This window comes from Nostoc sp. UHCC 0252 (assembly GCF_034931145.1).
Taxonomy (GTDB): Bacteria; Cyanobacteriota; Cyanobacteriia; order Cyanobacteriales; family Nostocaceae; genus Nostoc.
This window is the reverse complement of record NZ_JAYGHE010000008.1, coordinates 1-13170: the sequence shown is the minus strand read 5'-3', so window position 1 is coordinate 13170 and position 13170 is coordinate 1. Positions and strand designations below refer to the sequence as shown.

General features: G+C 38.8%; 11 protein-coding genes and 1 pseudogene. 3 read left to right on the top strand and 9 right to left on the bottom strand.

What is annotated here, in order from left to right:
- Positions 1-171 precede the first annotated feature (171 nt).
- Positions 172-1218 (bottom strand): zinc-dependent dehydrogenase, encoded by a 1047-nt coding sequence (locus tag VB732_RS07305; RefSeq protein WP_323230161.1) that lies wholly within the window; start codon positions 1216-1218, stop codon positions 172-174.
- Between the two features lie 422 nt (positions 1219-1640).
- On the opposite strand from VB732_RS07305, the gene VB732_RS07300 reads away from it, so the two are divergent.
- Complete coding sequence (locus tag VB732_RS07300; RefSeq protein WP_323230160.1) at positions 1641-3860, top strand: heparinase II/III domain-containing protein; 2220 nt, start codon at positions 1641-1643, stop codon at positions 3858-3860.
- A gap of 317 nt (positions 3861-4177) precedes the next feature.
- Complete coding sequence (locus tag VB732_RS07295; protein WP_323230159.1) at positions 4178-4684, top strand: GNAT family N-acetyltransferase; 507 nt, start codon at positions 4178-4180, stop codon at positions 4682-4684.
- Between the two features lie 74 nt (positions 4685-4758).
- Here the strand turns inward: VB732_RS07295 and VB732_RS07290 are convergent, their stop codons facing one another.
- The 4 genes from VB732_RS07290 to dacB all read right to left on the bottom strand — a co-directional run bounded on the left by VB732_RS07290 (position 4759) and on the right by dacB (position 9636).
- The gene (locus VB732_RS07290; protein ID WP_323230158.1) at positions 4759-6108 is read right to left on the bottom strand and encodes a TerD family protein; all 1350 of its coding nucleotides are present in this window, start codon (positions 6106-6108) and stop codon (positions 4759-4761) included.
- Positions 6109-6207: 99 nt separating this feature from the next.
- On the bottom strand, positions 6208-6780 hold the full coding sequence (locus VB732_RS07285; protein WP_323230157.1) for a TerD family protein: 573 nt from the start codon (positions 6778-6780) through the stop codon (positions 6208-6210).
- Positions 6781-6850: 70 nt separating this feature from the next.
- Positions 6851-7453, bottom strand: a complete 603-nt coding sequence (locus tag VB732_RS07280) for a TerD family protein (RefSeq protein WP_323230156.1) — start codon at positions 7451-7453, stop codon at positions 6851-6853.
- A gap of 713 nt (positions 7454-8166) precedes the next feature.
- Complete coding sequence (dacB, locus tag VB732_RS07275; RefSeq protein WP_416235733.1) at positions 8167-9636, bottom strand: D-alanyl-D-alanine carboxypeptidase/D-alanyl-D-alanine-endopeptidase; 1470 nt, start codon at positions 9634-9636, stop codon at positions 8167-8169.
- Positions 9637-9849: 213 nt separating this feature from the next.
- On the opposite strand from dacB, the gene VB732_RS07270 reads away from it, so the two are divergent.
- A complete protein-coding gene (locus VB732_RS07270; RefSeq protein ID WP_323230155.1) occupies positions 9850-10449 on the top strand; it encodes a hypothetical protein in 600 nt (199 codons plus the stop codon).
- Between the two features lie 150 nt (positions 10450-10599).
- Here the strand turns inward: VB732_RS07270 and VB732_RS07265 are convergent, their stop codons facing one another.
- The 4 genes and pseudogenes from VB732_RS07265 to VB732_RS07250 all read right to left on the bottom strand — a co-directional run.
- Entirely contained in the window at positions 10600-11055 is a 456-nt protein-coding gene (locus VB732_RS07265) for a tellurite resistance TerB family protein (protein WP_323230154.1), read from the bottom strand.
- Between the two features lie 175 nt (positions 11056-11230).
- Positions 11231-12382, bottom strand: coding sequence for an AI-2E family transporter (locus VB732_RS07260; protein WP_323230153.1), 1152 nt, complete (start codon positions 12380-12382; stop codon positions 11231-11233).
- Between the two features lie 85 nt (positions 12383-12467).
- Entirely contained in the window at positions 12468-12659 is a 192-nt protein-coding gene (locus VB732_RS07255; RefSeq protein ID WP_323230152.1) for a hypothetical protein, read from the bottom strand.
- A gap of 108 nt (positions 12660-12767) precedes the next feature.
- Positions 12768-13130: pseudogene (locus VB732_RS07250) on the bottom strand (Uma2 family endonuclease); the annotation flags it as partial.
- Positions 13131-13170 lie beyond the last annotated feature (40 nt).

Genomic DNA, 13170 nt, shown 5'->3' with positions numbered 1-13170 from the left:
CTCTGAGCTTCGTCGCTGAACCTCTGAGCTTCGTCGTTGAACCTCTTAGCTTCATCGTTGAACCTCTTAGCTTCGTCGTTGAACCTCTTAGCTTCATCGTTGAACCTCTTAGCTTCATCGTTGAACCTTTGAGCTTTAAAATTCTAGTTTTAACACTCCCCCATCTTGCTTTTACGGATAAATTAAGATTTTATAAGTATCCGGTGTGGGTGCGATCGCTTGCTCCACAGCTGCTGATAAATCTTTTAATGGATAGCGATCGCTAATCAACGCTTTTACATCTATTCGCTGATTAAATACAATATCGGCTGACAAATTCTGAAGCCGATAAGATGAACTATAACTACCGATCAAGTCAATTTCTCGACGGTAGAGGATATTCGGATTAATAGGAATTTCCACCTCATCAGGGAATTCGGCGAAAAACAAGATTTTGCCACCTTTGCGGGTACAATCAAGTGCTTGAAAGAAGGCTTTCTCACTAGGAACAGCCAGCAGCGTCACATCAACACCCAGTCCACCAGTTAAGGCATGGATTTTGGCAGGTAAATCGGCATCACGCGCATCAAAAGCCGCTTCTGCACCGACACTTAAGGCTTTTTCAATTCTAGAGGGTAGTAAATCGGTAGCGATCGCTTTTGCTCCGAAATATTTTACTAACATGATAAACATTAAGCCAATAGGCCCAGCACCAGTAACCAATACAGTTTGTCCTGGCGCAATCTGGGCTTTTTTCACAGCTTTCAAGCAGCAGTTAGTCGGTTCGACAAAACTCGCTTCTTCAAAACTGATGTTATCCGGTATGGGAATCAACCCACCATTTTCCACAATATGTCCAGGAACTTTGACATAATCAGCAAAACCGCCACCACTGGCGTTAAAGCCTGCGGTTGTGGAAATGTTTTTGTAAACATCGCACATAGAGAAATTATCATTTAGGCAGTAGGCGCAACGCATACAAGGGATGTGGTGCATCACAGCTACCCGTTGTCCAACTTGCCAACCTTTGACATTATTGCCTATTGCTGCGATCGTGCCGGCAGTTTCATGTCCAAAAATGCGCGGCGGTTCATATAGTGGATAACGAATTTTCTTAATATCTGACTGACACAATCCCACAACCCGCACCTGTACCAGTACTTCATCTGGTTCCACGGTTGGAACTGGGATATCTTCGTAAGACAGTTGATTAACGCCTCTAAATACCTGTGCTTTCACGTTGGTTTTTCCTGCTCAACGATACTAGATGTAACATTTAGTGGTTCAAGTTAGGTCATCATGTTATAACTCCCTTAAAAGTTGTTTGAAAAATCTGAGGGAGCATCCACTTTCGGCGGATCTACTTTTTTAGATGAACTATATAGTAGGGTTTTTGGAGTACCATAATTATGTTTATTCCAAAAGTGAATGGTTCCAAGCCTGATTTATTGCCCTGACGACTAGAAATCGCAGCTATACAGACAAAACCCTTGATTTTTCTGCTTTATTCGTCGGCGAACTTCGTTTGCATAATAGCAGATTATATTGACCGAATAGTTTTCAAACTCTTATTAAAAGAAGCTACTTCGTTGTGTTGTCATTGGCGAACGCTCTGTAGTCAATTATGCAATTTTTCATTTGATAATTAAGGAGAAACTCTCATGGCATTGTTGATTACACATGATGAACTTATAGAACTAGAGTTGGCCCTTGAAATAACTGATAAACGTAGGCAGGATTTTTTGACTGTTATTATCGATCGTACTATTAAAAATACTCGATTTCCAGGTTTAGTGCAGCCTTCAGATACTAATGAATGGTGGCATATTATTTGGGAGCGTTTAAGCGATGTCGCATTTATATGCTTTATAGCTAGAAAGTCAAATAATTTCCATGTCGACCAAATTGAATTTTTATCTGAAGCTGATAAAATAAAATATCAACAACTAGATGATAATACTTGTGTATTTCCCTTAATATCTAATCTAGTCAACCAAGTAATTAAATTTCATGGGTTAATCCCTGAAACAGAAATAGTCAGGCTCAGAGAATGGCTGAAAGATGTGGTGTTAGATGCCATACGTAAATCTGCGGATGAATGGGTAGGCCCATCGTTCAGAAAACGCGGTAGAAAACTTGTGGCATACCTTGAGACTGCTCATGCTGGTATTGCTATTGCAATTATTCTTGATCTATGTGCAGATATTTTTACTACCACTGAGTTAAATGAGATTCGTGAAGCTCTTATAAATAAGCCTCAGAAACTATGTCGAGAATGGCTTGACAAGGCAATCACAAGAAAAAATGTTATGAACAACTGGTTCATGGTTCTTCTCAATGGCTACGGCACCGTGTCTGCAATTCTTGGCGATCAAGTTGGTGTAGAAAAGTCTGTAGAAAACTACGAATTAGCTGTAAAACTGTATAACCAAGATAGCTATGATGAATCTCTACAATACTGGAACTACGCAAGTTTGCACCTAGCGCACTTATTTGAAGTTCTTGTGCGCTATAATCCGTCCTTAGAAAGCAAGCTTGATATATCCTGCTATACGCGCTGTATGCCTTGGGTTGTATCATCATTTATTGAAATGAAACCTCTTGCAGGCTGGGGAGAATTAGCTTATCCTCGTTCTTTAAATTGGGGGGATTCGGCAGCTATTTTCAGACCGACTGCCGATCTTTTGGTTCATATCTCCCGACGGGCAAAAAAAAGTATGCCAATAGAAGCAGGCCTTGCATCTTGGATGTTTAAGGAAACTTACCAAGATCCAAAACTAGATCCTGATGATCGAGCCACCTTCGGGTTTTTCAACAATTTTTTGTTCCCGACTCTGCTCAACTGGAGATATACTGAAAATTCCATGACTCCTGAGCAAGCTAACCTTCCCCTAGCAACAAAATTCAAGAATGGCAACGTGATTGTTCGCGATCGCTGGCAAAATACATCGACGGTTTTAGGCGTTCAAGCCGGATACGAGCCTTCACGGTCTAGTGGACATCGGCATGAGGATCAGAACAGCTTTATACTCTCCTATGGCGGTGAAAACTTCTTCGTAGATCCTGGACATTGTTGTTATCGTCTTGATATCCAAACTCACTCTAAATCCGCACCTTATCACAGTACTTGGACTTTTATAACCAAGAATGGCACAAGCTTGAAACAAAAGCCTATACTGGGCAGTATCTACAAAAAAGCACCAGTTATCAATAAGCTTAAATTATTTTGCCAAAAAGGTAATATGACTGTTATCGAGTCTGATGCGGCGGATGTTTATGGTAAGCCCATCCAAAAAGCTCAGAGAACATGGATTATGTGTGGAGCCAATAGTATCTTTCTTGTAGATAGGATTGGATCTAAACAATCTATAGCAGTTAAAGCATCTTTTTTGCTTAATAATCGAGAAGGAAAACTTCAAACTCAAGTTATCACTCCTCGTCAATTACTATTTCGTCGAGGTGATGTTGCAATCAAATTTGTTCTCGTAGCCGCAGTTTCAAGCAACTCCTTTTGGTATCCAGGTTCTCCTCTATATTTGGACGGAAAAAATAATGATACTGGTGCAACCTTTTCCCAGAAATGCGGTTATGTTCATGACTGTTATCACCCCCAGCCTAACCAAAAGGGTCAAGGGGCTGAAGGCTCTGGCATCATAGATACATGGACTACCCCCTTTGCTCGTGACCATCTCCTGATCTACGCTATTGTTATGGATGACATTGAACATATTTCGGATTGGCAAATCGAGACTCTAAATAACAGCAAAATTATTATCTCTCCTCCTTCGCAAAAGAGAAGCTTTCAACTACAAGCTAAACAAGACGGAAGTTTAATAGTTGAAGAATCCATTGATAAAACACAAATAATTATTCCTTATTAAGATATAGCGGTTCCCAACCTAGTGAGGTACGTTTTCAAAGCTACTAACCTTGGTAAACAAGATTTGGGTGTACCTCAGTAGACTAGGAAACGCTATATAACAATCCTAAATGACATCCCAACTCATGATAGGTTAGGGGACAGTTCTTACTGGGTTAAGGGGAAAGAGGGTTTTCCGCTTTTTGCACAGATATGGCAACTGTAACTAATTAGCTGGAAATTATATCACTTCTTCTAAGATACAAGGGTGTGTTACGGCTTGCGTTTCGCTGTATTATTTTTGAATATTTTCTCAAGATTTTCTCCGAGACGGTAGCAATGACAATTCGCCATGCGACTGAAACTGACTTGCCTGCAATTGTGGCAATTTATAATGCTGCAATTCCTAGCCGCATAGCAACTGGTGATTTAGAGCCAATATCTGTGGAAAGTCGCCTTCCTTGGTTTAGGGGGCGATCGCCTTTACAACGTCCACTTTGGGTAATCGAAGTAGAGGGAGTAATTGCTGGATGGCTGAGTTTCCAATCCTTTTATGGGCGACCTGCTTATAATAAGACTGCCGAAATTAGTATTTATATAGCCCCACAATTTCATCGCTGTGGTTTGGGACGACAACTATTAGCACAAGCAATTAGCGAAAGTCCTAGCTTGGGTTTAAATACCCTACTAGGCTTCATTTTTGCCCACAATCAACCAAGTATAAAACTTTTTGAAACATTTGGTTTTCAACATTGGGGACATTTACCTCAAGTTGCCGAAATTGACAGCATTGAATGCGATTTAGCCATCATGGGACTTAAAATTATTGAAACTCCCACAGCTTAAAGTCGTGAGAGTGCAAGGTTTAAAGAGCATAGAGTCTTCATTCAATATATTGATACAACATCTGCTTGAGAACCCTAACTTAAAATACCTCTTGCTCTTGCCTGTTTTATCCAACTAGGAAATTCATTTAACAGTCTTTCATACAACTGCTCATCAGTTATTTTTCTTAAGTCATCTACATGAAAAAAATCAGCATTATCAACAATACGACCACCCATTGTATCTAATTTTTCCAAAATCCCATAGTTAGAACCAGCCAAGCCAACAAATTGCCAAAATATAGGATATTTAGCCGCGTCAATAACACTTTTTTTAATCTCTTGTTCATCAGTCACACCTCCATCGCTGAGAAACACAATCAAAGTAGGTAGTTTACTAGGTTGTTCTTGGATATACTTTTTAATTACATCTTTTATGACTGAACTTTCATTATTGCCACCACCTAATTCGAGCATAAGAGAGGGCATTTTAAAAATAAGTAAAGCTCTCTTAGCTTCACCACATTCTTTATTAATATAACCATCTACATTTATCTCTGTTACTGATCTTGTCCTTTTGCATATTGAGCCAAAAAACCAAACATCTAATGTTTTATTATCATCTAGCCTACTAGCTACAGGAACTATTCTTTCAAGAAATGCTTGTACTGCGCCAGAATTATATTGATGGTTCATAGAACCAGAAATATCTAAAACTAAGGCAACTCTTACTGCATCTTGACTAATACCTTTCTTTTTTAGAACAATATCAACTTTGGCTTTTAACAGGCTAATATCAGATTTTTTTGTGATATCAATATAAGAAGTTACCACAGGAATATTGACTTTAGGCTCTACTTTCTTTTCTGTCTGTTGAATTTCGACAACATACTTATCTACAAAACTTTTTAAACCAGTATTATAGCCTTCTCCTACAGCTTGAAATCTCCATTCACCCTGATTTTTATATAACCGCCCAAATTCTAAAGCTGTCTCTTGAGAAAAACCCTCTCTCAAATTATAACGAGCTATAGACCTTCTTGTTTCTTGGTTATAGACTTTGATAAAGGCATTTCTGATTTGGCTAAAATTTTGGTTTTTTTCCTGCCCATCGTGAATAGTGACAACAAAAACTATCTCCTGAATAGATGGATTTACTTTTGTTAAATCAATATAAATTGTTTCATCATCTCCGTTACCTTCCCCAGTTCTATTATCTCCTGAGTGCCTAAGAGAACCATCCAAAGATTCAAGGTTATTGTAAAATACAAAATATTTTTCGTCAGGAACCTTACCATCTGCACCTAACATGAAGACAGAAGCATCAATATCATAGGTTTGTCCATTATGACTTGCTTGCCAACCTAAACCAATAGCTACATTTTTTAAATCAGGAACTTCTTTAGAAAGATTAAGCCTGCCACCTTTGTTTAATTCAATTTCCATTTTAGATACATCCTATATATTAAAATATGTAATTTTTTACGCAAAAAAAGGGGGTAATATCAATGAATACTCCCTTTTTATTAACTCCTTAAATATCTACTAAGCGGCATATCTGTCTACAAAACTTTGAAGCCCTGATTTATAACCAGCCCCAACAGCTTGAAATCTCCATTCCCCATCTTTTCGATAAAGCTTACCAAATTCAATCGCAGTTTCTGCGGAAGCATCTTCATCTAATTCATACTTAGCAATTTGTTTTTCTGTGGCGTTATCAAAAATTCTAATAAACGAGTTTCTGACTTGCCCAAAATTTTGCTTTCTTTGCTCTGCTTCATGTATAGTTACGACAAAAACTATTTCTTGAACCGAAGAATCTACTTTGCTCAAATCAATTTTAATCGTCTCATCGTCTCCTATGCCCTCTCCTGTTCTGCTATCTCCTTCATGTTTTACAGAACCATCTGGTGATTGTGAGTTGTTATAGAATACAAAGTATTTTTCATTAGGGATTTTTCCGTTAGCACCTAACATAAATATAGAAGCATCAAGGTCAAAAACTGAACCTGTATCTGTAACGTTGACATCCCATCCTAAACCAATTCCAGCATTATTCAAGCTTGGTGCTTCTTTTGAAAGATTGATTCTTTCGCCTTTGCTTAGATTAATTGACATAATGACTAACTCTTTTCCAAAAATGAATTTTATTGAAACTTGTTATTGAGTTGACTAACTCAATAATTAGTTAAGCATAGACTCTCATAAGTCCCTCTAAACCATTAACATTAATACCGTTACCAATAGCTGCCATTTTCCACTCATTATTGTGATTGTAAATTTCAGCCATGACCATCCCGGTCATTCCTTTGTAGTCAGACCCAGATAAATGGTACTTGGCTAGTTCTTGATTGTTAGATGTATTGACCAAACGCACAAAGGCATTTTGTACCTGTGCAAATTCTTGTTTACGAGTAATACAGTCGTAAATGTTAACTGTAAAAACTAGTTTGACAATCTCTTTTGGTAATCGAGTTAAATCTACAAGAATCTGCTCGTCATCACCTGCTCCTGCGCCAGTAACGTTATCACCTAAATGGGTAATAGCTCCTGATTTATGGGATAAGTTTCCAAAGTAAATAACGTTACCTACATCTGTAATTTTGCCCTTTTGATCTAAACAGATTACAGCAGCATCCAAGTCGCAGTCTTGAGTATTGCCGAAAACACCAAGAAAACCGCCACCAGAACGTTTAGCTATATCCCAGCCTAGTCCGCACATCAGCTTTTTTAGCCCAGGATTTTCTTTAGAAAGTGAGATATGTTGCCCTTTTTGTAGATTGATTCCCATGTGATTATTTTGAATACATTCAGATTGGTAATATTTTCAGATATTTGATTTGGTAGCTCTTTATATGAGCATTTATCTAGTATTAGTTATAGCTTTTTAACTTTGTTAATTTTCACTACTTTCGTTAAAGTCTGGTTGGTATGAACAATCATGGTGTATTAAAGTAAGTAACATCTAACGAAGCTACCAATTTTTATTGTCTAATTGTGGGGTTTTGTCAGAGTTAACAAATGAATTAATCTATTACAAGTTGAGTAATAACACGCCACATAACTGAAGCTACGTAGTATTTGTTATGCGCTCTATCGTAGCCACCTTTAAAAAGCACTGTAACCAGTAAAAATACGTAATTTAAAAAGTTATGTTATTTGTACCCCATATTTTCTTGTAGGTAGTACTGATAGAATTGTCCTTATAAAGCAGACTGCAACTGCGCTAATACCAATTTTCTATGAAGTTGCACAGAATAAAACACTTAAAACTCCATGCCTGACAAAAGAATTATTCTATGCAGGCTCACATAAATTTGGTATAAACTATTAAACATTATTCTTCTTGTATTAATCCCCAAGTGATAGCTCGGAGTCTAGAGCCTTTTTGTCAATAAGTTATGGCAGAACAAATGTTCTGATCATCTAATACTGCGATCTCTTCAATTAGTTACCAGAGTAGGAAACTGTAGAGATACAAGTTTTTGCATCTCTAGACATTGGTTAACAAGGCTGCAATTGCGTTAATAACACAACAATTTCATCAATTGCCTGCCGCACAACTGTTGCAGGTTGTTCTGATTGATTGACGATAATACTAAAAACTAAAGGCTCATATTTTGGTGCATTTATATATCCAGATAGAGAAACTACACCTGTTAATGTACCTGTTTTTGCTCGGACAACGCCCTCAGCAGATGTGTTTTGAAAGCGCCCTTTCAAAGTTCCACTTTTACCTGCCACAGGTAAAGATGCACGATACAAATATGCTGTTGGGGTTCTTGATATTCCCCGCAAGGTTTGCACAAGAGCTTCTGGTGTCACTAAATTACGACGTGATAAACCCGAACCATCCACTAAAATATAATTTGCTGGATCAACTCCTAATTGAGTTAAACTTGCTTTGACAACTCCCAACCCTACATCAGCACTAGTCTGATTTTTCACTCTGGTTTTTTGCCCAGCTAATGCTCTCAGCAATGCCTCAGCATAAAGATTATTGCTATTTAGATTCGTCTCTGCTAATAATTCAGCTAAAGGTGGCGAATCTACATAAGCTATTTCCTCTTGATTAACACCACCACTTGCTACTAATGTTTGCCCCAAGGGAATTTTTTCTGTGGCCAAAGCAGCACGGAAACGCCGTAAAAAGTAATAATTAGGGTCAACTACAGGCAAATCTATTAAAGACGATTCAGAATTTGTTGTTAGTTGTCCTTGAATTTGTAAGACTGTTCCTGATAATTCGCGGGTGACGTTAATGTAAGTTGGTTGATTCTGAGCAACGGTTAATGAGCGATTAATTGTCCGCCACTGTTTCGCCTCGCCAGGATCAATCCACACTACTTGTAAAGATTTACCTACAGCCTGTGGTACAAGTTTTAGGCTAAAAATATTTTGATTTAAAATAAAGCTGCTGACTGGTGCGCCATAGTCTGACTGCACATCTTCCCATTGCCAGGTGGGATTAACAATATCTCCTTGAATATAACTATCATCAGCTATCAATCGCTGAATTTGAGTAATACCTTTCTGTTTTAGCTGCTGTGCTAATGTTTGCAGTTGAATATCACTTAAGCTGGGATCTCCCCTACCGACAACACGTAAAACACCATTACCATTCTGATAAATAGAGGTGCGAATCCGAAAATTAGCACCTAATTGCTGAAATGCAGCTGCTGTTGTCAGCAATTTCAGGCTAGAGGCGGGAATAAAATATTTCTCAGCATCCCGACTATAAAGAGTTGATCCCGTTGACAGGGGTTGTACCAAAATTCCCCAGCGCACCCGACTAAATAAGGGACGATTGATTACAGCATCTATAGCTGTTCCCAATTGGGTAGAGCAAATTGATTTTGTGGTCGTTGTTGGTGCAACTGGGGTTTGTGCTTTCGCAATAGAACTAAATCCTATCTGGTTGGTCAAAAATATTAACAAAACACCCAGTGGTTGATTGAAAGTCTTAAGTTTCACCAATTCTCCCCATCCCAAAAATAGATATTTTTTCCTTGCCAACAAATTCTTTCCGGAGAGAGAAGGCTTGGCTCAGTAAAGTTACTTAACTAGTATAGGGAAGATGTTCACATGTTTCATACGTGGGCGATCGCACAAACATAATTTATGGGACTACAAAATAGAAACGTAAGTCAACCTGCACATACAGAAATACGGAATCGAGGCAACGGTGTGAGTACATTTTTATCTGGTGTAGCTGTATTACTCTCTACTTTGGCTTTGGGATGTAGCGGCTATGTAGCTTATGAAGTTTTCATGTTGCGACAGACACTAAATGTTACTAATCCAGTCGGTAACACCATTCCGACTCAAGTCCCAAGTCCTATAGCTACAACTTCTCCCCAAGCAACGGCCTCACCATCTCCAACTAGTGCGACAACTTCAGCAATTAGCCCTGGTCAATTTGTGCAGCCTGCTTTTGGCAGAAAGGCAGAAGTTGAGTTACTTTCAGCAAAACGAATTAAAGATCCAGAAACTGGAAACCGTGATGTCGTAAATCTGCAAATGCGGATTCGTCGGCTTGCCACAGATGAAGTTGTTGGTGGCGATATTATATCGGTTGCTAGTACAACAGCCCGCAATCCAGAGACTAGCGTAACCTACAAAGGAGTTGCTCTTAATCGCTCAACAGGAAGCGTTTCTTTGTCCCAAGTACGTCCACAAGCCTCCGCAGATGCTTATATTTGGCTAAGAGTTCCTGATGGTGTTAATAACTTGGACATTTTTGTGCCAGATACAGCTGCATTTAAAAATGTACCAATTTCTAATTAGTACTCTAGCGGTTTAATTTTGATAAAGTGCAAGATTCCCAACTTCATAAAGTTGGGAATCTGAATAACTCAAACAAAATTATTTCACACTCTAAATTAGCAACCTCAAATTAATGATGGTAGATGACTAAGGTTGCAAATTCAAAAAATATTACTCTTCTTCCTCTTCTTCTCCGAACACTGCGTCTATAAGTTCTTGTGCGCGTTCGTCTGAGATATTTAAGGCTTCTTGAAGTTCAGAGATATAATCTTGTTCAGCTTCGGGTACTTCTTCGTCAATCCCCACTACTAAGATAGCTGTGATGTATGCAGCTTCCCGATAACCTCTATTGGGTAAGGATTCGATAGACTGGGCGATTAAATCTTCCGGTTCTTCTTCTTCAATCAAACTGACGACTTTTTCGGTCAATTCTTCAAAGTCTTCTTCAGAATAGTCTTCAAATAAGTCAACCCGACTGAGAAATTCACTTAAAGCATATTCTTCTGTTGAAGAAATACCTTCGCCATCAGATGCTGCGGAAAAAAGCCCAAGGATTGCGATCGCAACTTCTGGTTCTAAAGCAACTGAACTAACACTACGGCCTTTGGGCAATTTGCGTTTAGACATAATTATCCTCTAAAAGTTACGTGATATTTCAGGAAGTGAAAAGCTTCCTAAAATGTAGGATTCCCAAAAGAATGGAGAAAAATATACTTGTATAAATATTTCTTCATAAAAAATCCACCCAGGAATATACCCTCGGTGGATAAAAACGGTTAAATTGCCTTGGATTCAAGATTGATTAATCTTCTTTTTGCAAAATATCATCATCAATCGGTTGCTCCCGATTAACATTTGGACTATCTGTTGTCCAATTTTTATGTACTTCAGAAGATTCAGAAACTATTACCAACTCAGTCTCTTTTTTATGATTATTTCCCCATTCATCTAAAACATCTTTAATTAACACTTCTTGCAACCAAATCTTAGCAACAACAGTCAGGGGTAGGGCTAAAAACAATCCTAAAAAGCCAAAGAAAGTAACGAAAAATAATTGGGCAATTAAGGTCACGGCTGGTAGCAAAGAAACTTGCTGTGCCATCACAATTGGCGTGATGAAATTGCTCTCAACCTGTTGGATAACAACGTACAGAATTAAGACAGCAACAACTTTCCAGGGATCATCTAAGAGAGCGATCGCCATTGCTGGTATTACACTCATAGTTGGGCCAAGGTTGGGAATTAAGTTCAAAAACCCTGCCAAAATTGCTAAAGCTAGTGCTGCTTTTATACCCAAAATCGATAAGCCAATCAGACTCATCATTGCCACTACAAACATGGCAATGAAAGCGCCTGTGATCCATCCCTGCAAAGAGACTTCACATTTATCTAAAATCCCATCTACTCGCCGCCGATAAAATGAGGGGAAAAGCCGCACAAACACTTTGCGATAAGCCACGGGATCGGCTAGTATCATTCCTGTTAAAACTAACACTAATAAAATCTTGAGGACGACTTCTAAAGAACCAGATACAAAGGCGAAGGAGTTTCCCAGCAGCCGATTGACAAATGGTTGTGCTTGTTGAATTAGGCTATTAATATCTGGAATGTAAGGAACTAACTCATCAGGAATACGAGTTCTTAGGGCATCAAGCCAACTATTAAAGCGCCCAAACCCTTTAGGAACCTGATAGGTTAGTTCTTGAAACTGTTGTGCAAATGGTGGCACAATTAGCCAGAAAAAACCCACAACACCTGCAAAAAAGATTGCGACTGCTAAGAGGACGGCGAATCCACGCCGCATACCAAAGTGTTGGAAGCGTTTTGCTAGCCGATTTAAGGTGGTGGCTAAGACAACTGCGGCAAACATGAGCAAAAGCACTTCCCGAATTTGCCACAGGATGTATAAAGAAAGAACTATGGCGATTAAACCGATCCATTGACCGAGTTTCACAGGCTGACTCCCAACGGTTGGCGAGATAGAATTTTGTTGTAATTCAGCTAGGTTAGCTGATTTTAGTAGTTTGTGCGTATATAGTTTAAGTTAATTTCTGTGCTTGAAATCGCCACAGTAGTGCGATCGCTAAAATCACAATCGGCAACAATATTATAATTAGCGCGTTAGTTGCTGTCGCCGGAATTGGTAGACTCGGCCCCGCATACTTAATTAATAGCGATAACAAAGCTGAGAGTAAAAGTAGTTTCAGAACCAATCCTAGTTGATTTCCCATAAAATTTTTGTGGATGTACTCGAATTTAGGCTATACCGCCCAGTTTCTACAATAAACCTACGGATACAATCCTTCGCAATTTTATTTGGGAAATGTGTTATTCCATATTTACATCAAACTCAACCAGCCAAAAATTTGTTCTCCAGTCAGTTCCAACTCGATACCCTCTAGGATGGGTAATTTATCAGTACCTTCGTATAATTCCACTCGCTGTCCAGGAAAAATCCCCAGCACACTTTCGTCTTCTGGGTTGATTAACCAGCCGAGTTCAGTACCATTGCGCGAACAATGCAATAATTTACTCAACACGTTTTTTAACCTTTGGTCTGGGGAAAGAATCTCAATTACCCAGTCAGGATGAATACCAAAGCGATTAACAATTCTGCCAGATGAAGTTCTAACAATTCTGTCCCAGCGAAACACAGAGACATCAGGGACGATAGAAACACCGCCGAAGGTACAGCGTAGTTCTGAGAAAGCATATAGCGTTTATTAGTCTGGTGAAGTACAT